Genomic DNA, 20,678 nt, shown 5'->3' on the forward strand with positions numbered 1-20,678 from the left:
TCATGATCACCGTGGTGGCCGCGCCTATTTCACCGACACGCCAGCCACATCACGAACTACAGCTGGAGTATTAGAACCGGCCGTACCACTCACGACCCCAGCTTCGCGGCCAGCTTCTGGGGCGCGACCAGGCGGGCTCGCCGTGGTTGAGCCGCTCGGTCACCTCCGGCAGCGCCAGGCACAGCTCGCGCAGCCGCTCCACCGGATCCATGCCCCATTCTGTTCCGGGCCGCGCTAGCCCGCAGCCCAGCGGTTGGCCGTGAGCTTGAAGCTGGGCATGTCGTCGAGCGACATCGTCGACTCGTACGTCCGCTGGTAACCGGTGCGCGAGATCTGCCAGCCGGAGTCGCCGCGGACATAGGCGTCCTCGTAGAACGCGGAGCCGCGGATCATCAGGCGGTGCTCGGGGACGATGATCGTGTCGTCCAGGCACCAGGTGCCGGTGGCCGTCGAGCCGTCGACCTCCAGCTCGGGGTGGTGGCAGTGGTGGACGGTGATGATGTCCGACTCCAGCCAGGTGCGCATGAACTTGACGATCTCCGCGCGGCTGCCGAAGCGCAGGTGCTCGCCGTAGTCGGCGGTGGCGTCGGGGGCGAGAGTGGCTTCGAACTCGGCCCAGAGTTTCAGGTCGAGGCTGCGGAGGTAGCGGTACTTGAGCCGTCGGAGCTCTTCGAGGGCGACCAGGTCCATGGGTACAGCGTCCTCGCGGGGTTGACCGACCGCAAGAACTTGTTCTAGTTTTTTCAGTCGTGACCACAGCGTACGAGCTCTCCCATCTGGATACGCTCGAGGCGGAGGCGGTGCACGTCTTCCGTGAGGTCGCCGCGACCTTCGAGCGGCCGGTGCTGTTGTTCTCCGGCGGCAAGGACTCCGTCGTCATGCTGCACGTGGCGGCCAAGGCGTTCTGGCCTGCGCCGGTTCCCTTCCCGGTGCTGCACATCGACACGGGGCACAACTTCGACGAGGTGATCGAGTTCCGGGACGCGCACACCGAAGACGTCCGGCTGCTGGTCGCGCGGGTTCAAGACGACATCGACGCCGGGCGGGTCGCCGACGACGGCGGGAGCCGGAACCGGTTGCAGACCGCCACGTTGCTGCGTGCGATCGGCGAGCATCGGTTCGACGCCGTCTTCGGGGGTGCGCGGCGGGATGAGGAGAAGGCGCGCGCCAAGGAGCGGGTGTTCAGCTTCCGCGACGAGCATGGGCAGTGGGATCCACGACGGCAGCGGCCCGAGCTCTGGTCGCTCTACAATGGACAGCATCGCAAGGGCGAGCACATCCGGGTGTTCCCGTTGTCCAACTGGACCGAACTCGATATCTGGCAGTACATCCAGGCCGAGGAAATCCGGCTGCCCGGCATCTACTACGCGCACAAGCGCCAGGTCTTCCAGCGCGACGGCATGCTGATCGCGCACACCCGCTTCGTGACACCCGGACCCGGCGAGGAGCCGTACGAGGCGACCGTGCGTTTCCGGACCGTGGGCGACGCGACGTGCACGGGGTGCGTGGAATCCACCGCGTCGACCGCGGCCGAGGTCGTCGCCGAGACCGCGGCCAGCCGGGTGACCGAGCGGGGTGCGACCAGGGCCGACGACCGGATTTCCGAGGCTGGCATGGAAGACCGGAAGAAGGAAGGGTACTTCTGATGGCCCAGCTGCTGCGGCTCGCGACCGCCGGGAGTGTCGACGACGGCAAGTCCACCCTGATCGGCAGGCTGCTCTTCGACTCCAAGACGGTGTTCGAGGACCAGCTGGCGGCCGTCGAGCGCGCCAGCCGCGACCGCGGTGAGGACTACCCCAACCTCGCGTTGCTCACCGACGGGCTGCGCGCCGAACGTGAGCAGGGCATCACGATCGACGTCGCGCACCGGTATTTCGCGACGCCCAAACGGAAGTTCATCATCGCGGACACGCCGGGACACGTGCAGTACACGCGCAACATGGTCACCGGAGCGTCCACAGCGGACCTCGCGCTGATCCTCATCGACGCACGCAAGGGTGTCGTCGAGCAGTCGCGGCGGCACGCGTTCCTCGCCAGCCTGCTCGGCATCCGGCACCTCGTGCTCTGCGTCAACAAGATGGATCTCGTGGATTGGTCCCAAGACCGGTTCGCCGAGATCCACGAGGAGTTCCGCCGGTTCGCGATGAAGCTCGACGTCCACGACCTCACCTTCGTGCCGATGTCGGCGCTGCTCGGCGACAACGTGGTGCACCGCAGCACGGCGATGCCCTGGTACGAGGGCACTTCCCTGCTCCACCAGCTCGAAGAGGTGCACATCGCGTCCGATCGCAACCTGATCGACGCGCGCCTCCCTGTACAGTACGTTATACGCAAGCCTGACTTCCGCGGCTACGCCGGGACGATCCAGGGCGGCGTCTTCAAACCCGGCGACGAGGTGCGCGTCGCCGGGTTCACGACGACCATCCGCGCGATCTGGGGCCCCGGCGGGAAACCCGTCGCCGAGGCCTTCCCGCCGCAGGCCGTCGCCGTCGAACTGGCCGACGAACTCGATGTCGGCCGCGGCGATCTGCTGTGCCGGCCAGGGAACCAGCCACAGGCGAGCCAGGACATCGACGCCATGATCTGCTGGTTCAGCGAACGGGCCGCGCTGACCGAGGGCCACGAATACTCGCTGCAGCACACCACGAGCCGCACCAAGGCGACCGTCCGCAAGGTCGACTACCGGCTGGACGTGACCACACTGCACCGTGACGAGGCCGCGACTTCCTTGTCCCTCAACGAAATCGGCCGCGTCCGGCTGCGCACGCGGCGTCCGCTGCACTTCGACCCGTATCGCCGCAACCGCGGCACCGGCGGCTTCATCCTCGTCGACGAGACCACGCACGACACCGTCGCGGCCGGGATGATCACCGGCGCCGCGTCGAACGTCGTCTGGCACGAAACCGCCGTCACCCGCGACGACCGGCCGACCAGGGGCATGACCATCTGGCTCACCGGCCTGTCCGCCTCCGGCAAGTCGACCATCGCGGCGGAACTCGAACGACGGCTCGTCACCGCGGGCAGGCCAGCGTATCTGCTCGACGGCGACAACCTGCGGCACGGCCTCAACAACGACCTCGGCTTCAGCGCGGAGGACCGTGCCGAAAACGTACGCCGCGTCGGCGAGGTCGCGAAGCTGTTCGCCGACGCCGGGATCGTCGCGATCGCGTCGCTCATCAGTCCGTACCAAGAGGACCGCGACCGGATCCGCCGCGCACACGAAGAGGCTGGCCTGTCCTTTGTGGAGGTCTTCGTCGACACTCCGCTCGCCGTCTGCGAATCCCGCGATCCCAAGGGCCTCTACGCGAAGGCAAGGAAGGGCGAGATCAACGACTTCACCGGGATCAACGCGCCCTACGAGGCGCCGGTCAGCCCGGATGTGGTCCTCGACCCCGCCGTCGACGACCCGGCGGGCACCCTGCTCCGCCTGGTGCGTGTCCGGTAAGTGGAACTCACCATCGCAGCCATCGTGTTCTGGTTCCGATGACTTACAGGACAGCGCCTAGAAGGCGGCGGTGATGCACGCGAGGCGGTCGCCCGCCGTGCCGGCTTTACCGGTTTCGGTGCTGGTGTGGTTGGCGTGCAGCACCACCGAGTTCGCTCCCCCCTTGGGGAAGAGCCAGGGCACCGTCGTTGTCGCGACGGCCTCACCCTTGTCGTTGGTGGTGAAGTCAAGCCAGATCTCGTTGCTCGCATTGGCGAAGGCCGGGTCCACCGAGGGCTGTACCGGATCCTTCTTGTCCTGGTAGTGCGGCCCGGCATCGGCCGCCTTCGCTCCACAGGCCTTGGTGTGCGCGTGCGCGCCGTACATCCGGCCGGACAGCAGGCCGGAGACCTCGAGGGTGACCTTCGTTTTGCCATCGGCCACCGAGGTGGCCACGACAGCCTTGGCCCCGGCCGGCACCAGGTCGGCGTGGTAAGTGATCGCCGCGGGCTGGGTCCCGGCCGCCGCGGGAGCGGCGAAGGTCGCCGAGGCGAGCTGCCCCGGGGCAGGGGCGCCCGGGCTGGTCGAGGCGCCTTGGGAGTGGCTCTCGGCGGATGAGCAGGCGGCGACGCCGCCGACCAGCACCGCACTCACGGCGAAGGTCACCACAGTTGCCCGCATTGTTCTCCTTGAAATTTCGTTGGCTGGTCTTCGGCGCGAGTCAGCGCACGGGCTGGCTGGCAGGTCACGACCGCCCGGAGGTTGTGAAAGATGCCGTCTCCGGACGAAATGAGGTTGACGGTCGAGTCCAAAGGACTGTTTGGTGCCAGTGTAAATAGTCGGAGTCGGGTAAGCGGCAGTTTTCACGATGGGATGAATTGTTTCCGCTTCTCGCGGAATCGAGTCAGCAAGTGAGATGGAAAGCGCAGAGAAACGACCGACGACCGACCGGGGCCTAGCCCAGCACGGAACGCACTGACTCCTCGGACCGGCCGATGACCGCGGTGTCGTCGGCCGTGATGATCGGCCGCTGGATCAGGATCGGATTCTCGGCCAGCACCGCGAGCCAGCGGGCGCGGTCCTCGCGCGGCCACTCCTTCAGCCCGAGCGAGCCCGCGACGGCCTCGCCGAACCGCGTGATGTCCCACGGCTCCAGCCCGAGCCGGTCCAGCACCGCCTCGAGTTCCGCGACCGTCGGCGGTGTCTCCAGGTAGTACCGGACCGTGTACTGGGCTTCCTCCGCGTCGAGCACCGACAACGCGGACCGGCACTTCGAGCATGCCGGGTTGATCCAGATCTCCATAAGCCGGAGAGTTTAGTCGTGAGCGTTGCGGGCGGTTCTATTGAGGGGAAGGGCAAATGTGGCGCGCTCCGGGCAGGCCGGCGGGGTCTTCGCTTCGGGGAGGCCAGGGGTCGTGAGTGTTTAGACCGGTTAGAACCGGCCATACCACTCACGACCGCTTGCCAGAGCCTCATCGTGAAGCGAGGGTGCCCCCGAATGCGTACTACGCACCCAACGGCCCCCTCACTTCACACCGAGCACGCCACCTTTGGCTTCCCGCCCAATAGAACCGCCCGCGAGCCCTACTCGGCGGCCAGGAGCTGGGTGGCCGCGAGTTCGCGGTACAGCTCGTCATCGTCCACAAGGGACCGATGGGTGCCGACCGCGCGGACGTTGCCGTGTTCGAGCACCACGATCTGGTCCGCCTCGATGACCGTGGACAGCCGGTGCGCGATCAGCACGACCGTGCAGTGCGCGGCGAGCCCGGTCACGACCTCGCTCAGCGCTTGCTCGTTGCGGGCGTCGAGCTGCGCGGTCGCCTCGTCGAGCAGCAGGACCTGCGGCCGCCGCAGCAGCGCGCGGGCGATGGCGAGTCGTTGGCGTTCGCCGCCGGAGAGGGTGACGCCGCGCGGGCCGACCGGGGTGTCCAGGCCGTCGGTGAGCCGGGAGATCAGCCCGTCGAGCCGGGTGACGCGCAGCGCCTGCGCGATCTGATCGGCGGACGCGTCCGGTGCGGCGTAGAGGAGATTGGCCCGGATGGTGCCCGCCATCGCGGGCGCGTCCTGCTCGACGTAGGCGATCCGGCGGCGGACCTCGGCGCGCGAGAGTGCCGAGATGTCCACGCCGCCGATCAGGACCGTGCCCGAGGATGGCTCGTAGAATCGTTGCAGCAGAGAGAAAAGCGTGGTCTTGCCCGCGCCGGACAAGCCGACCAGCGCCGTCTGGGTACCGCCGGGGATGCTGAACGAGATCCCGTTCAACGCCGGCGCCCGTCCGGGGTAAGCGAATTCGACGCCCCGCAGTTCGATCGCGGGCGGCGGGCCTGCGACCAGCGGGACGCCCGACGCTTCAACGTCCTCCTCGATCGGCATTTCGGCGACCTCGCCGATCCGGCCGACCGCGCCGAGGCCTTGCTGCAGCATGCTCGTGCCGGTCACCAGCGAGGCGATCGGGCTGGCCAGGAAGAACACGTACAGCAGGAACGCGATCAGCTCGGACACGGCCATCGAGCCGTTCGCCACGAACACCCCGCCGACACCCAGTACCACCAGGAACGCGGTCTGGATCGACGCGCCGCCGACCATGCTGACGATCGCGCTGTACCGGGCGCCGACCAGCCCCGCCTGATAGGCCTCCTCGACCGCCTCCTGCGCGGCGGCCGTCTCGCGGCCCTCGGCGCCGTTGGCTTTGACGGTCCTGGTCGCGCCGAGCGTCCGGTCGAGCATCGAGCCGATGACGCCGACCGAGTCCTGCGCGCGGGCGACCGCGGCCTTGATCCGCGGCAGCACGATCGTCATGACGACGCCGACCAGTAGCAACACCACGAAGGTGATCGCGAGCAGCCCGAAGTGGAGCGTCGCCATCATGACGATGGCGCCGATGAAGGTGAGCACCCCGTTGACCGACATGATCAAGCCCTCGGTCGCGGCGCTCTTGAGGAGCGTGCTGTCCGAGGTCACCCTGGCGATGAGATCGCCGGGCGGGCGCTGGTCGAGTTCGGGCACCCGCAGCCGGATCAGGCGGAAGACCAGGTCACGGCGCACCTGCCGGACGACACGCTCGGAGGTCCGCTGCTGCAGCCAGGCGTTGAGCCCGGTCAGCAGCGCACCGGCGATGAGCAGCACCGCGAGGATCAGGATCGGCCCCGCCACACTCGTGCCGAGCGCCAGCCTGCCGAGGATCTCCTGCGCGAACTTCGGCTGGATCAGCCCGGAGGCGCTGGCCAGCAGGGTGATGCCCAGCGACGCGGCCAGCACCTTGCGATGCGGCTTCGCGTACGCGAGCAACGCGCCGAACGACCCGGGTGCGCTCATCAGTTCTCCACTTTGACTAGCAAGTCTTCGAGGTGGTCGGCGGCGCCGGTCGTGCCGCCCGCCGCGCGGAACGAGAGGCCGATGGTTTCGGCGGCCCGGCGATAACCCTGATCGGGGTCGAGCACGGCGGTCACGGCTTCGGCGATCTTGGCCGGAGTGGCCCGCCCGAACCGCAAGCGGACACCGGCGCCGGCGTCGACGACCTGACCGGCGACGATCGGCTGGTCGTCCCTGATCGGCGCGACCACGAGCGGAACGCCGTGCCAGAGCGACTCGCACACCGTGTTGTGCCCGGCGTGGCAGACGACCGCGTCCACCCGCTCCAGCAGCGGCAGCTGCGGAACATGGCCTCGCACAAGGAGATTGCCACCGACCGGGCCGAGCACGCCTCCGGGATCGAGCACGACGGCCCGTACGTCCATTTCGGACAAGGCGGCGGCCGCGGCGGTCAGGAAACCGGCACCCGCGTCCACATTGGCGGTGCCGAGCGTGACGAGCACGGTCGGCGAAGGCGAGTCGAGCCACTCCCATGGGAAGTCCGATGTGGATGGACGGGTCGCGATCGACGGCCCGATCAGCCAGACGTCATCGGGCAGCGAAACCGGCCCGAGCAGTTCACGGGTCGTGAAGGCGAGCACGCCGTGCGGCGACATCCGCGGGTCGGCGGTGCCGCGTCCCCCGATCCGCCCGCGCAGGTCTTCGAGCAGACCGTCCAGCCAGGCAGCCACCTTGGGCAGCCCGCCGAGCGGGTTGATCAGCTCGGCCGAGGTGGTCGCGGAGGTGACCCAGGTCAGGCCGAGGTCGTCGGCGATCAGCCCGCCCGCGACGGCCTGCTGGTCCGAGATCACCACGTCCGGCTCGAACCGCTCGATCGCCGCTCGGACGCCTGGTCCCATGTGATCGGCGAGCGGGATGAGGAAGTCCTCCCAGAGGAACTGGAAGGCGGCCGGTCCTTTGAGGTCGGCCGTGCGGCGCAGCCCGCCTTCGGGCGCGTAACAGTCGAAGATCGTCGCGCGCGGCCCGGCGAGCCGGGTGAGGATCTCCGACGCGCCCGCCCACGCGACCTCGTGGCCGCGCGCGGTCAGCTCGGCCGCGACGCCGATGGTCGGATTGATGTGGCCGACCAGTGGCGGCACCACGAACAGGAAGCGGCTCACTCCGCCTCCACTAGCGAGTGTTCCGCTACCCAATCGCTGATGAGCGCGGAGATCTCCTCGGTCCGTTCGACCAGCACCGAGTGTCCCTGGTCCGGCAGCATGGTGACCCTGCCGCGTTCCAGGTACTTCTCCATGTGCTCGCGCTGGATGGCCATCGGCGAGTCCTCGCCGAACAACGCGAACACCGGGCATTTGATGTCGCCGAGGTAGTGGTCGATGGTCTTGCTGCGCACCACTTCTTCGGCCAGCGCCGTGACCTGCAGGATCCGGCCGGCGGCCTTGGTCAGCCTCGCCACGTGGCTGCCGTGCTCGGCGCTGAGGCGCGCGAGGTAGGACTCCGAGGCCAGGTTGACCTTGGCGTCGGCCAGCGTGTCGCCGAGCATCTCCGCCCACAGCGGCACCGGCGGCGTGCCCTCGATCGCGACGATGCTCGCCACCCGGTCCGGCCGCGAGGCCGCGTAACCGTAGGCGACGGTCGCGCCGAAGCAGTTGCCGATCAGGTGCACCGGCCGGTCGACGCCCAGCACCCCGAGCGTCAGGTCCAGGTCGTGCACGAAGTCCTCGAGCAGGTAGCCGGTGGGCGGGCGGCTGGACTTCCCGTGCCCGCGCAGGTCGTACATGATCACGTCCATGCCCGCGTTGGCGAACGCGGGGCCGAGCGTGAAGTAGAAGCTGGCGAGGCTGTCGTAGAGCAGGCCGTGGATGAGCACCACGATCGGCGCCTCCTCACCTGGCGGAGGTGGGACGACCGGGGGCAGCCGCTGCACGTGGACGTCGATCTCGCCGACGCGGATCTTGCTCATGACAGCGACTTCACGACGAAGACCACGAGCTCGCCGACCGTCATCGCCATGATCTCGCCGAGTTCCTTGTCCGCGATGAACTGGGCGAAGTTGATCGTCTCGCCGTAGCGGTCGCGCAGCGAGCCGGACAGCGCGACCAGGTCGATGCTCTCCAGCTCCAGGTCGTCGTGGAACTTGGTGTCCATGGTGATCTCGGTGTCGTCGAGGCCGTACTCCTCGAGCAGGTCCTGGAGCATCCCGGAGATGTCCGCGAAGACCGACGCTTCGTCGACGACCGTGGTCTCTGTGCTCATTTCTTCTCCTCTTCCTCAGTCCACGCCACGACGTATTCGCGCTCGGGCAGCCCGGCCGGGTTCGCGACCCGCCGGTGCCATACCGGGTACTCCTCGCCGTCCACCCGGACGGTCAGCACCTCGGGATCGGCCTTGACGACCTCGAAATTCCTCGGCTCACCCATGAGCCCGGTGCCGCGCAGCTTCGCGACGGCCTCCTTGGCCGTCCAGAACCGGGTGAACCACAGGTCTTCCGAGTCGTCGTGGTATTTCGCGGCCTCGATCAGCCGCTCCCACTCCCCCGCGCTCAGCGCCGCCGAGAAAGTGGTGTCGCTGCGTTTGATGACCTCTTCGACATCGATACCGCACCGTCCGCTCCGGACGATGGCGACGCCGACCTCGCCGCGGTGCGCGATCGACACGGTCAGCCCCGGCAACACCTTGCCGTAGGCGCCCTCGACGTGCGGACGGCCCGCGCGATCGTTGACCACGCGAAGTTCCGCCGGGAAGATCCCGCCTTCGCCCCGGTTCCACAGCCAGCGGCGCACGGCGTCCTTGGCGGCGATCCGGCCGAGCAGCCACTGCCGTTTTCCGCGCGGGGAATGGCTTTCGTACTGCTCACGCTCGGCGCCGGCGAGGATGTTGCGCATGATCAGCTCGCGGGTGGCGAGGTCGGGCCACTGCTCGTGGACCAGCGCCCAGCCGCCTGGCTGGATCTCGGACAGCGTGTTGTGCTCCGGCACGCGGTCCATCCGGCGGATCACCGGGTTGCTGTCGAAGCGGCGGTCGACCCAGCCGGTGAACTCGGCCCACACCTGTCCTTTGTGGACGAGCTGCATGTCGGCTTCGAGCAGCGCGTCGCTCAGTGCGGTGATCCGGACGAGGCATTCCAGCTCCTCGCCCGCCGCCGGATGGTCGCCGTAGAACCGGATCTCCTTCATGCCGACCGGGAACACCGTGGTGCGCGACGGCAGTTGCGACATGATCCAGTAGCCGAGCACCTGGCCGACGTTGTCCAGCAGCGCGCCGGGCGCGGCCGGGGTGGTCAGTATCGCGCGGGTGTGCGCGTCGCCGACCGCGATCAATTCCTTGACACCCTGGAATTGCGGGCCGTGGAACATCCAGCGCTCGGTGTAGAGCGCCTCCGCGGTCAGCTCGGGTGCGCGTTCCTCGTAGGCGGGGAACGTCCATGGCACGGGCCGGTCCGCCGGGAAGCCCGGAGCGAGTTCGACGGTCGCCTGCGAGTAGCCGCCGAGTGACGCGGTGACCCGGTGCGGGCCGTCCGGCACGATCTTGACCGGCACGTCGAGCGCCGGGATCGCGGTGATCCACTTGTTCAGCCGTACCTCGTGGACGGCGACCGCGCGCAGACCGGGCGAGGCCTGCTCGGCGAAGTCCATCAGATGCCCGATGACCGTGGTCGCGGGCACGACCGGCCACGAGTCCGCGGGGTCCGCGCCTGCCGGCTGCTTGAAGAAGCAGTGGTCGAGCAGGTAAGGCATGGTGTCGACGGAGACGCGCAACGTGCTTTCGAGCGCACGCGGGACCGCCGGACGTGAGATCGTCCGGGTGGCACCGGCCCTGAGCACATCGGACGCGAGCGCCGCGGTGTCCTTGAGCAGAGCGGAGAACTCGGCCGCGATCGGTGAGCTCAGCGAGTCCAAAGGAGACGGACCGGCCGGGGCGAGCCCTGCGGAGACCTCCTTGCGGGTGCGTTCGTCGAGCGAGATGAGCGCACCGCCGAGGTCGAGCCTGACCGGCTTGCGCGCCGAAGGCTTCTTGCCCACCAACGGTTCGGCGTCGGGCTCGGCGCCGTCCACCCACAACGCCGTGACCACGCGGTGCAGCTGCGCGAGCCCTGGCCGGTGCGCGGAATGCGCGGGTACGACGAGGTGATCCTTGCCCTGCAACGTGTCGCCGATGAGCGAGCCCAGCTGCCCGGCGCCGAGCTGGACGAACGCGCGAAAGCCCCGCGCGTGCATCGCCTCGATCATCGGGCGGAACCGGACCGGCTCCAGCAGATGCCGGACGAACAGCTCGCGGATCGCCGCGGGCTCGGCCGGGTACTCCGACTCGGTCGTCGCCGACCACACCGGCAGCCTGGCCGGATGCAGTGAGTAGGCCTCGGCGGCCTCGCGGATCGGGTCGAGGTACGGCGCGAGCATCGGCGTGTGGAACCCGGACTGGAACGGCAGTACCTGCGAGATCACCGCCCGGTCGCGGAACCGCCGCACGAGCGATTCGACGGCCTGTGCCGGGCCGCAGATCATCGACTGGTTCGGGGCGTTGTCGTGGGACAGCACGACTTCCGACTGTCCCTTGAGGACTTCGAGCACCTGGGGCGCCGGCGCGCCGATGACCGCGAATGCCAGGCCGGGCACCTTCAGCGCGTCCGGGTCGAACTTGGCGAGGAACGCGTCGACCTCGTCCTCGGCGTGGATCCCGGCGGCGGCCATCGCGGTCCACTCGCCGAGGCTGTGCCCGGCGAGCGCGTCCGGGACCACGGAAAGCCTGCCCAGCGCGGAATTCAGCAACCGGCCGAGCTCGAAGACGCCGGTGCCCTGACGGCCGACGTCACCGATCTTGATGTCCTCGGCGGACAGTGACCAGCGGAGTCCGAAGTGGCGCGCGATGTCCTCGGAGTTCAGTTCGAACTCGGCTTCCAGACCGGGGAAGACGAACGCGAGCTTGCCGCCGCCTGGGCCGAGCAGCGGTTCCGGCACGAACCACAAGTCGTTGCGGCCACGCCACGGCTTGCCCTTCGCGACGGCCTTGCGGGCCAGCGCGAGGCGTTTTGCCGTCGGATCGACGATACCGAGGCGCGTCGGGCCGCCTGCTCGGATCCGCTCGTCTAGTCCGGCCGCCAGCACTTCGCTGTCGTCCGCGTCGAGTACCGCGGCCAGCTCGGCCGGGCTCGCGGCCGTCAGCCGCAGCACCCGCTCGGGTTCGCGAACCGTGACAGCGGGCCTGGAGGCCGCCTGCTCCAGCACGACGTGCGCGTTGATGCCGCCGAAGCCGAACGCGTTGACCCCCGCCCGGCGCACGGGCTGGTCGTCGGTGGTCTGCCACGGCTGGGCACTGTCCAAAGTGGTGAACCGGGTGCGGGCGAGCGCCGGGTTGGGGTCGTCGCAGTGCAGGGTCGGCGGCAGAATCCCGTGGTGGACGGCCAAAGCCGCCTTGACCAGCCCGGCGACGCCAGCGGCCGGCATGGTGTGGCCGATCATCGACTTGACCGAGCCGATCACCGCGCGCTCGTCGGTCGCCGCGCCGAACACCTCGGCGAGCGTGGCCAGCTCGGCGTTGTCGCCGGCCGGAGTCGCGGTGCCGTGTGCTTCGAGCAGGCCGACCGAGCCGGGTTCGGCCGGGTCGAGCCCGGCCGCCGCCCAGGCCTGACGGACCGCGCGGACCTGGCCGCCCGAGTCGGGGTTGAGCAGGCTCGCGGTCTTGCCGTCACTGGCCACGCCCGTGCCGGTGATGACGGCGTACACCCGGTCGCCGTCGCGCTCGGCGTCTTCGAGCCGCTTGAGCACGACCACGCCGGTGCCCTCGCCGATCAGCACGCCGTCGGCGCCGCGATGGAATGGCCGGATCCGCTGGCTCGGCGACAACGCGCCGAGCTGGTTGAACACACTCCAGAACGTGATGTCGTGGCAGTGGTGCACCCCGCCGGCCAGCACGACGTCACAGCGTCCGGTCTGCAGTTCACGCACGGCGTGGTCGACCGCGACGAGCGAAGACGCGCACGCGGCGTCCACTGTGTACGCCGGGCCACGCAGGTCGAGCCGGTTCGCCAGCCGGGACGCGGCGAGGTTCGGCACCAGGCCGATCGCCGATTCCGGTGCCTCCGGGCCGAGCTGATCGGTGAACGCCTGCCGCACCTGCTCCAGCCGCTCCCCCGAAAGCTCGGGCAGCAACTCACCCAAGGTCCTGACCAGCTGGCTCGCGGTCCGCACCCGCTGGTCCAGCCGGACGAGACCGGGCGTCAGGTAGCCGCCGCGGCCCAGGATGATCCCGGTGCGCTGGCGGTCGGACGGCAGCCGCTCGTCGCCGCCCGCGTCCGCGATCGCCTGTGCCGCGACCCGCAACGCGATCAGCTGATCCGGCTCGGTGGCCTGCACCGAGTTGGGCATGATGCCGAACCCGGTGACGTCCACTTCGGCCAGTTCGTCGACGAAACCGCCGCGCTTGCAGTAGATCCGGTCGGCCCGCGGTTCCGCGCCCGGCGCGTAGTAGTCACCGTCCCAGCGGCCCTCGGGGACGTCGGTGATCGCGTCGACGCCCTGCACGAGATTGCGCCAGTACGTGTCGAGATCCGGTGCCCCGGGGAAGAGCACCGACATTCCGACAATGGCGACGGGCATGGAGCTCACCATCCGGAGGCCGTGTAGACGACCGCGGTGGCGTCCTCGGAGCCCCAGGCCAGCTCGCGGAGCAGGCTCATGGTGCCCTCTTCGGGGTCGATCAGCTCGATGCCGCGCTTGGCGTAGTTGCGCATCAGCTCGGGCGTGACCATGCCGTTGTTGGTACCGGTCGGCGCCCACGGCCCCCAGTGGACGGTCAGCCCGCGTCGTCCGTCCACTTCGGACCAGTGGCGGCCGAGCGTCTCGAGCGCGTCGTTGGCCGAGGCGTAGTCGGACTGCCCCCGGTTGCCGAGTGTGGCGGCGATGCTGCCGAACAGCACCGCGAACCGCGGGCCGTTCGGGAGCGTGCCCGCCGCGTCGAGCAGCGCCTGCGCGCCGTCGACCTTCGTGCTGTAGACCCGGCTGAACGACTCCGGCGTCTTCTCGGCGATCAGCTTGTCCTCGATCACGCCCGCCGCGTAGACGAGGCCGTCGAGCCTGCCGTGCTCGGTGTGGATCTCCTTGATCGCGCGCTGCACGGCGGCGCCGTCGAGCATGTTGACCGAGTGGTAGCGGACCTGGCTGCCGAGTTCGGTGAGCCTGCGCACCGTGTCGCGGACCTCGCGCTCACCCTGGATCCGGCTGACCGCCTTCTCGATCTCGGCAGGCTTGCGCAGGCCGCTCGCGATGAGTGCGGCGCGAAGCTCTGCTTCGGTGGACGCTCCCGCGGTCGCCGCGTCCTCGTCGGCGGTCAGCGCGGTCCGGCCGAACAGCTCGATGCGGCAGCGGCTCGCGGCCGCCAGCGCGGTGGCGAACCGGGCGGTGATGCCCTTCCCGCCGCCGACCAGCAGCACCACCGAGTCACGGTCGAGCCCGAGCGCGGCGGCCTCGGCGGCGCCGTCACCGGCGGGCCCGGCTCCCGTGCTGCCGAGCAGGCCCAGCGCGGTCTCCTCCATGCGCAGGCCGTGACGGGTCTCGCCGGACCGCAGTACGACCGGCTCACGGTCCACACCGGACAGTTCCGCGACCAGCCCGTCCGCGATCACCTCGGTCGCCCCAGCCTGCTCGACCACGCGGGCGATGGTGTCCGGATACTCGCGGGACACCGAGCGGAAGAACCCGCGCAGGCCCTCGGCCGGTCCGCTCGCGATGACCCAACGCGGTGAAGTGGCCAGCACCGTTTGGTAGGTCGGGAAAGCGTCCGGCAGCACCGGGTCGCTCAGGTCGCCGAGGAAGTAGACGCCGTCGAACTTCCGTGACGCCGGGGCCTCGGTGGTGACCAGCGCTTCGGCGCCCTGGGCGCCGAGTCTGGCGGCCAGCGCGTCGGCGAGATCGTCGCTGCCGAGCACCAGGAACTCGCGTCCGGCCAGCTCACCGGGGCTCAGCTCGGCCTTCGCCAGCTCGAACTCGGTCATGATCAGGCGCTTCGGCGCGACGATGACCGGCTCGTCGGTGCTGGCGGGCTTTTCCGCGACCGGCGCGGGCTCGGCAGCCGTCTCGCCGCCACCGACGATCAACGCGGTGATCGCGGCGGCCGTGCGCGCCTTGGCCAGTTCTTCGGAGTCGCCATCGAGCGGGAGGCTGAGCCGGGTCGCGAGTTCACCGGCGATCTCGGCGCGCTTGATCGAGTCGACGCTCAGATCCGCTTCGAGATCGAGATCCGGCTCGATCATGTCGACCGGGTAACCCGTGCGCTCCCCGATCACTTCGAGCACCACGGAGAGTACGTCCTGCTTCGGTGCGACTGAGACGACGACCGCGGGAGCGGGTGCCTTGCCGCTGATCAGCGCGGTGATGCTCGCGGCGGTCCGTGCCTTGGCCAGCTCCTCGGAGTCGCCGTCGAGCGGCAGCCCGAGCCTGCTCGCCAGCTCACCGGCGATCTCGGCACGCTTGATCGAGTCGACGCTCAAGTCCGCTTCGAGATCGAGATCCGGCTCGATCATGTCCACCGGATATCCAGTGCGCTCCCCGATCACCTCCAGCACCACCGAAAGCACATCCTGCTTCGGAGCGGCGACGACCTCGACCGGCTTCTCCGCCACGACGGCCACACTCACCGGCGCGGGAGCGGCGACGGTCCGTGCCGGAGCCGCGTCGACGTAGGTGATGGCCGGGCGGGCGCCGGGGTCCGTGCCGAGGTAGCCGAGCAGGACGTCACGCTGGGCCGCGACCATCTCCCTGCTGGTGCGCAGGAATTCGGCGATGAGTGCCTCGGAGCCGCTGGTCTGACCGGGGGCGGCGTGTCCGGTTGTTGTCACGAGAGCCTCCGAAATACGCTGGGCGGGATGAAGTGCCGTCGCGGGGATCGACCCGTCGACGGTGCGAAGCAGATGGCCGTCGACCGTCCAGCCCGCGCGCTTGCGGCGGGCAGCCTTCCCCGCTTCGACGGCGTCACGGCCCTGGAACAGCCAGCCGGTGCGGACGTCCACCCCGGCGACGGCGAGCTGCGCGAGCGCGCCGAGGAACCCGGCGAGGCCGGTGCGGCGCCTGCCCTCCAGCGACACCGTCCGATGTGGACGGTCCTCGAGGATGGCCTGCACCAGCTTGGTCAGCACCGAACCCGGCCCGGCCTCGACGAACACCCTGGCACCCGCGGCGTACATGGCCTCGATCTGCTCGACAAACCCGACCGGCGCGCCGATCTGGGCGGCCAGCTCGCCGCGGATGGCGGCTGGCTCGTTCGGATACGCGCAGGCCGTGCGGTTCGACCAGACCGGGATCTCCGGTTCGGCCACCGGCTCGACGCCGAGCACCTCGGCGAACGTCTCCCCCGCCGCCGCGACCAGCGGACTGTGGAACGCGCACGCGACCGTGATCCGCTTGGCGCCCAGGCCTTTCGCGCGCAGCTTCTCGACCGCCGCGTCGACGGCCGCTGTCGGCCCGGAGATCACGGTCTGCTTGGGCGAGTTGCGGTTGGCGGTGACGACCGTGTCGCCCAGCCCCGCGTCCTCGAGTGCCTCGGTGACCTCCGACGCGCCCGCCGAAACGGCCGCCATCGTGCCGGGGTCGTCGGCTCCGGTCGCCTTGAGGATCGCCTCGGCGCGGGCGGTGCTGCACCGCAGCAGGCTCTCCGGGCTCAGCGCGCCCGCCGCGGTCAGCGCGACCAGCTCGCCGTAGCTGTGCCCCGCCATCATCGCCGGGCGCACGCCCGCCTTGGCGAGCAACGCGTTCGCGGCGAGCCCGGCGATACCGAGCGCGGGCTGCGCGACGCGGGTGTCGGTGATCGCGGCGAGCTGCGCCTTGCGCCCGGCCTCGTCGAACGCGGCGGGCGGGAAGAGCACGCCGGCGGTCGAACCGCCGAGCCGCAGGTAGCGCTGGATCTCGGGGAAGGCGACGAACAGCTCGGCGAACATACCGGGCCGCTGGCTGCCTTGGCCGGGGAAGAGGAATGCCAGATCCCCGGTTTCCTCGTCCGATGCCTGAAAAAGCCCCAGGTCAGGGTTGTGCTCACCGTCGACGGCCCGGCGCAGCAGCCCGGCCAGTTCGTCCACAGTGGACGCCAGCACGGCGATCCGGACGCGGGTGCCTCGGGTGGCCCCGATCTCGGACCGGCGCGAGGCGCTGAGCGCGAAGTCACGCAGACGCCACGGCTCGAACTTGCCGGGGTCGGCCTCGACCAGCGCGAGCAGTTCCTTCGCCGCCTTGGCCGCCGCGCCGTGATCCGCGCCGCGGAAGGTGAACAGCTCGACCGGCCATTCGTCGGCGGTGTGCGCGGGCGGCGCCCCGCCCTGGTGCGCGCGGAGCACGACGTGGAAGTTGGTCCCGCCGAAGCCGAACGCGGACACGCCCGCGATCCGGTCTGCGGGTGCGGCGGCCCACGGCCTGGCCTCGGTGTTGAACGCGAACGGGCTGTTTTCGGCTTCCCAGGCCGGATTCGGCTTCTGGACGTGCAGCGTCGGCGGTTTGACGCCGGTGTACAGCGCGAGCGTGGTCTTGATGAGCCCGGCGAGACCGGCGGCGCATTTGGTGTGCCCGATCTGCGACTTGACCGAGCCGACCGCGCAGGCACCCGGCTCCGCGCCCGCTTCGGCGAACACCTTGGTCAGCGTGCCGAGTTCGGTGCGGTCGCCGACGACGGTGCCGGTGCCGTGCGCCTCGACCAGCCCGACCTCGGCGGGCGAGATCCCGGCGTTGCGATACGCCCTGGTCAGCGCGTTGTGCTGGCCTTCGGGCCGCGGCGCGGTGAGGCCGAGCGCGCGGCCGTCACTCGCACTGCCGACGCCCTTGATGACCGCGTAGACCCGGTCACCGTCGCGTTCGGCGTCCGCGAGCCGCTTCAGCGCGACGCACGCGACACCCTCGCCGAGCGCGATGCCGTCGGCCGCGCTGTCGAAGGTGGCCGACCGGCCCGTCGGCGAAAGCGCGTGGACCGAAGCGAAAAGCAGGTAGTCGTTGATGCCGTTGTGCAGGTCGGCGCCGCCGCAGAGCACCAGGTCGCTGGTACCGGCGGTGAGTTCCTTGCATGCCACGTCGACCGCGGTCAGCGAAGACGCGCAGGCGGCGTCGACCGTGTAGTTGGCGCCGCCGAGGTCGAGCCGGTTCGCGACGCGGCCGGCGATGACGTTCGCCAGCACACCGGGGAACGAGTCCTCGGTGAGCTTGGGCAGCTGCGCGTCGAGCGCGGGCGGGATCTCGCCGATGTAGGACGGCAGGACCGTGCGCAGGGTCATCGCGTTCGACAGGTCGCTGCCCGCCTCGGCGCCGAACACCACGGAAGCCTTGGAACGGTCGAAGTCGCGGTCGCCGTAGCCCGCGTCGACGAGCGCACGGCGCGCGGCTTCGAGCGCGAGCAGTTGCACCGGCTCGATGCTCGCCAGCGACGACGGCGGGATGCCGTAGCTCAGCGGGTCGAACGGGATCTCGGGCAGGAACCCGCCCCAGCGTGACGGCGTGCGGCTGCCGTCGCCATCGGGGTCGTAGTAGAGGGACTGGTCCCAGCGCCGCGACGGCACCTCGGTCACCGAGTCGACGCCGCCGAGGATGTTCGCCCAGAACGTGGTGAGATCGGGCGCCTGCGGGAACATGCACGACATCCCGACGATGGCGATGTCCAGCGGCTCCGGGGTGGAATCGATTTCTCCGGCGGCAAAACCGAGCTCCGCGATCCGGTTCGCGAGGAACTCCCGCGCGCCGGTCCCGACGGCTTCGTGCAGCGCCGCGATGGTGGTCACCTCGGACCGCAGCACCGCGACCTCACCGGCCATGAACATGCCTTCGGCCAGCTGCCGGTCCTCGGCGACTTCACGCAGGTCGTCACCGACGCGCTCGATTCCCTTGCTGGCGAGGCGAAGCCGTCCGACGTTGAGCTGTTCGAGCTGCTCCCATGCCTCGCGGCTGGGCACCTCGCGCTCGGCGAGGTCCTTCTTGATCGCGGCGTATTCGCCGGTGAACGGGCTGCGGACGCAGCGGGTCGCGTGCCCGGGCGCGGTCTCCAGCAGATCGGTGTGCTCGGCCTCGATCACCTGTTGCTGGAACAGCGGCAGCACCGCGCCTGCGGCGACGGCCTCTTCGGTGAACAGATAGGCCGTGCCCATCAGGACGCCGATCTTCGCGCCGCGCGCGCTCAGCGGGGCGGCCATCGCGGCGACCATGGCGGCCGACCGCTCGTCGTGCACGCCGCCCGCGAAATAGAGCTGCAGCTCCGGCGCGAGGTCAAGGTAATTGTCGAGTACCCCGAGTTGCGCCTCCCACAAGGGAAAACTGTTGCGCGGGCCGACGTGCCCGCCGCATTCGGAGCCTTCGAAGATGAACTTGCGCGCGCCCGCGTCGAGGAACTGCTTGAGCAGCCCCGGCGACGGCACGTGCAGGAAAGTCTCGATACCGACTTCTTCGAGCGCGGCGGCCTGCGCGGGACGCCCGCCCGCGATGATCGCGTGCGACGGCCGGATTTCGCGAATGACTTCCAGCTGCGCGGTTTTGACATTCTCGTCGGCGAACCCGAGAACGCCGACACCCCAAGGCGCGTCGTTAAGTGCGGATTTGGTCTGCTCCAAAACCGTGCGGGTCTGCGCGGCTCCGGAAAGCGCGAGCGCGATGAACGGGAGACCGCCGTCGTTCGCGACCGCCGCGGCGAACGCGGCCTGGTCACTCACCCGGGTCATGGGGCCTTGCGCGACCGACAGCAGGGGCGCGGGCGCGGCGAGCGCCTCGGTCACCGCGTCACGCACGCCACGGACGGCAGCGGCGACGGTGCCCCAGTCCTCCTGGAAGCGGCCTGCGAGAAAACCGTCTTGACCGACTGGCAGCGTCTGTCCGGAAGGATCAGCACCTCGGCGGTGCAGATACCGAATACCCTCCACCACGGCGGTTTCCGAGCCGTCGAGCCCGGTGAGCGTGGTGGTGATCTCGGCCGGAAGGTCCACTTCGGCCAGCAACGCGAGCTGCGTATCGAGCACCACACCGGCCGCGCCGCCCGCGACCGCCGCCGCCGCGGTGTGCGGACCGGCACCGCCCCAGACCCATACCGGCAGGTCGTGCGCGCCGTCGGCGAGCAACTGCTGCAGCAGGACGAAGCTGCTCAGCTCACCGATCCGGCCGCCTGCCTCGTGTCCGCGCGCGATCAAGCCGTGTGCGCCAGCGGCGGCCGCACGCCGCGCCTGGTCGCGGCCGGTCACCTCGGCGAATACCCGGCGACCGGGAAAGTCCTCTGCGGACAGTGCCGAGTCGACGGTCAGCACCACGGTGTGCGCCTGATCCGGGAGAACTTTCACCGGAAAGTCGCTGGTGTGGGCAAGACGCACACCGTAACCTCGCACGCCCCATTCAGCGGTCAGCGCGAGCTCTTCGGCCGCCGCGCGCCCGCCCGCAGTGAGATCGAGAACGCCCAGGCCACCGGCCTGCGCCGCCGCGGCGACGACCCGCGCGGAAGGAATTCCGAACGGGGTCACCGCGAGTACGAGATCGGCCGCATTCGCCGACGCAGCGTCATTGGTGCCGAGTTTCGACACACGCATGAGAACCCCCGCAACACGGAAGTGGGAAAAAGGGTGACGGTCTGTACTTAAGCGCGCGATCGCGGTCCCGTCAATGACTAAACGCTGTTAACAGGGGTCGTCCCACGAAATTGACGCAGATCCCACCCAACGGGCAATCCGCGGACGACTGAAGTTAGCACTGTCGACACATGTCCGACACGATGTGACTTTCACTGGTCGGCGACCATGGCATGACGCTGGGCATCTACCCGGTCAATAGACGGGGGCCAGGCTATTTTCACAAAATTAACAACAGCGGGGAAGCCGGCCGCACTCGCTCCCACTATGTGAGCGAACGCTTTGTGAGGCGCTGATAATACGGCCGTCTGAAAGGCTTCCGTAAATGAACAGAAGGTGGACCACCGCGGCGGATGAACCAGGCCGTTAATCGGC

At 69.5% G+C, this 20,678-nt stretch carries 12 protein-coding genes; 2 read left to right on the forward strand and 10 right to left on the reverse strand.

The window, feature by feature from the left end; genetic code table 11:
• Nucleotides 1-70: 70 nt before the first annotated feature.
• Nucleotides 71-211: a hypothetical protein gene (locus ACFV15_RS26790; RefSeq protein ID WP_378353359.1), complete on the reverse strand. Its 141-nt coding sequence runs from the start codon at nucleotides 209-211 to the stop codon at nucleotides 71-73.
• A 23-nt stretch (nucleotides 212-234) separates the two neighbouring features.
• Nucleotides 235-690, reverse strand: coding sequence for a nuclear transport factor 2 family protein (locus ACFV15_RS26795; protein ID WP_378353360.1), 456 nt, complete (start codon nucleotides 688-690; stop codon nucleotides 235-237).
• Nucleotides 691-749: 59 nt separating this feature from the next.
• Between ACFV15_RS26795 and cysD the strand changes: the two genes are divergently transcribed.
• A complete protein-coding gene (gene cysD / locus ACFV15_RS26800) occupies nucleotides 750-1,646 on the forward strand; it encodes a sulfate adenylyltransferase subunit CysD (protein ID WP_378353361.1) in 897 nt (298 codons plus the stop codon).
• Nucleotides 1,646-3,445 (forward strand): adenylyl-sulfate kinase, encoded by a 1,800-nt coding sequence (gene cysC / locus ACFV15_RS26805; RefSeq protein ID WP_378353362.1) that lies wholly within the window; start codon nucleotides 1,646-1,648, stop codon nucleotides 3,443-3,445. The genes cysD and cysC overlap by 1 nt, the downstream gene beginning before the upstream one ends.
• A gap of 57 nt (nucleotides 3,446-3,502) precedes the next feature.
• On the opposite strand, the gene ACFV15_RS26810 is transcribed toward cysC, so the two are convergent.
• The 8 genes from ACFV15_RS26810 to ACFV15_RS26845 all read right to left on the reverse strand — a co-directional run bounded on the left by ACFV15_RS26810 (nucleotide 3,503) and on the right by ACFV15_RS26845 (nucleotide 20,264).
• A complete protein-coding gene (locus ACFV15_RS26810) occupies nucleotides 3,503-4,105 on the reverse strand; it encodes a superoxide dismutase family protein (RefSeq protein WP_378353363.1) in 603 nt (200 codons plus the stop codon).
• 274 nt (nucleotides 4,106-4,379) lie between these two features.
• A complete protein-coding gene (locus ACFV15_RS26815; protein WP_378353364.1) occupies nucleotides 4,380-4,727 on the reverse strand; it encodes an ArsC/Spx/MgsR family protein in 348 nt (115 codons plus the stop codon).
• Between the two features lie 281 nt (nucleotides 4,728-5,008).
• Nucleotides 5,009-6,739: an ABC transporter ATP-binding protein gene (locus tag ACFV15_RS26820; RefSeq protein WP_378353365.1), complete on the reverse strand. Its 1,731-nt coding sequence runs from the start codon at nucleotides 6,737-6,739 to the stop codon at nucleotides 5,009-5,011.
• Nucleotides 6,739-7,896: a glycosyltransferase gene (locus ACFV15_RS26825; RefSeq protein ID WP_378353366.1), complete on the reverse strand. Its 1,158-nt coding sequence runs from the start codon at nucleotides 7,894-7,896 to the stop codon at nucleotides 6,739-6,741. Before ACFV15_RS26825 ends, ACFV15_RS26820 begins: the two co-directional genes overlap by 1 nt.
• Nucleotides 7,893-8,699, reverse strand: a complete 807-nt coding sequence (locus ACFV15_RS26830) for an alpha/beta fold hydrolase (protein ID WP_378353367.1) — start codon at nucleotides 8,697-8,699, stop codon at nucleotides 7,893-7,895. The genes ACFV15_RS26825 and ACFV15_RS26830 overlap by 4 nt, the downstream gene beginning before the upstream one ends.
• Nucleotides 8,696-8,992, reverse strand: a complete 297-nt coding sequence (locus ACFV15_RS26835) for an acyl carrier protein (protein ID WP_378353368.1) — start codon at nucleotides 8,990-8,992, stop codon at nucleotides 8,696-8,698. Before ACFV15_RS26835 ends, ACFV15_RS26830 begins: the two co-directional genes overlap by 4 nt.
• Nucleotides 8,989-13,344, reverse strand: a complete 4,356-nt coding sequence (locus ACFV15_RS26840) for a type I polyketide synthase (protein ID WP_378353369.1) — start codon at nucleotides 13,342-13,344, stop codon at nucleotides 8,989-8,991. Before ACFV15_RS26840 ends, ACFV15_RS26835 begins: the two co-directional genes overlap by 4 nt.
• Complete coding sequence (locus ACFV15_RS26845; protein WP_378353370.1) at nucleotides 13,338-20,264, reverse strand: SDR family oxidoreductase; 6,927 nt, start codon at nucleotides 20,262-20,264, stop codon at nucleotides 13,338-13,340. The genes ACFV15_RS26840 and ACFV15_RS26845 overlap by 7 nt, the downstream gene beginning before the upstream one ends.
• Between the last annotated feature and the right edge of the window lie 414 nt (nucleotides 20,265-20,678).

It is taken from the genome of Amycolatopsis sp. NPDC059657 (assembly GCF_042734395.1).
Lineage (GTDB): Bacteria > Actinomycetota > Actinomycetes > Mycobacteriales > Pseudonocardiaceae > Amycolatopsis.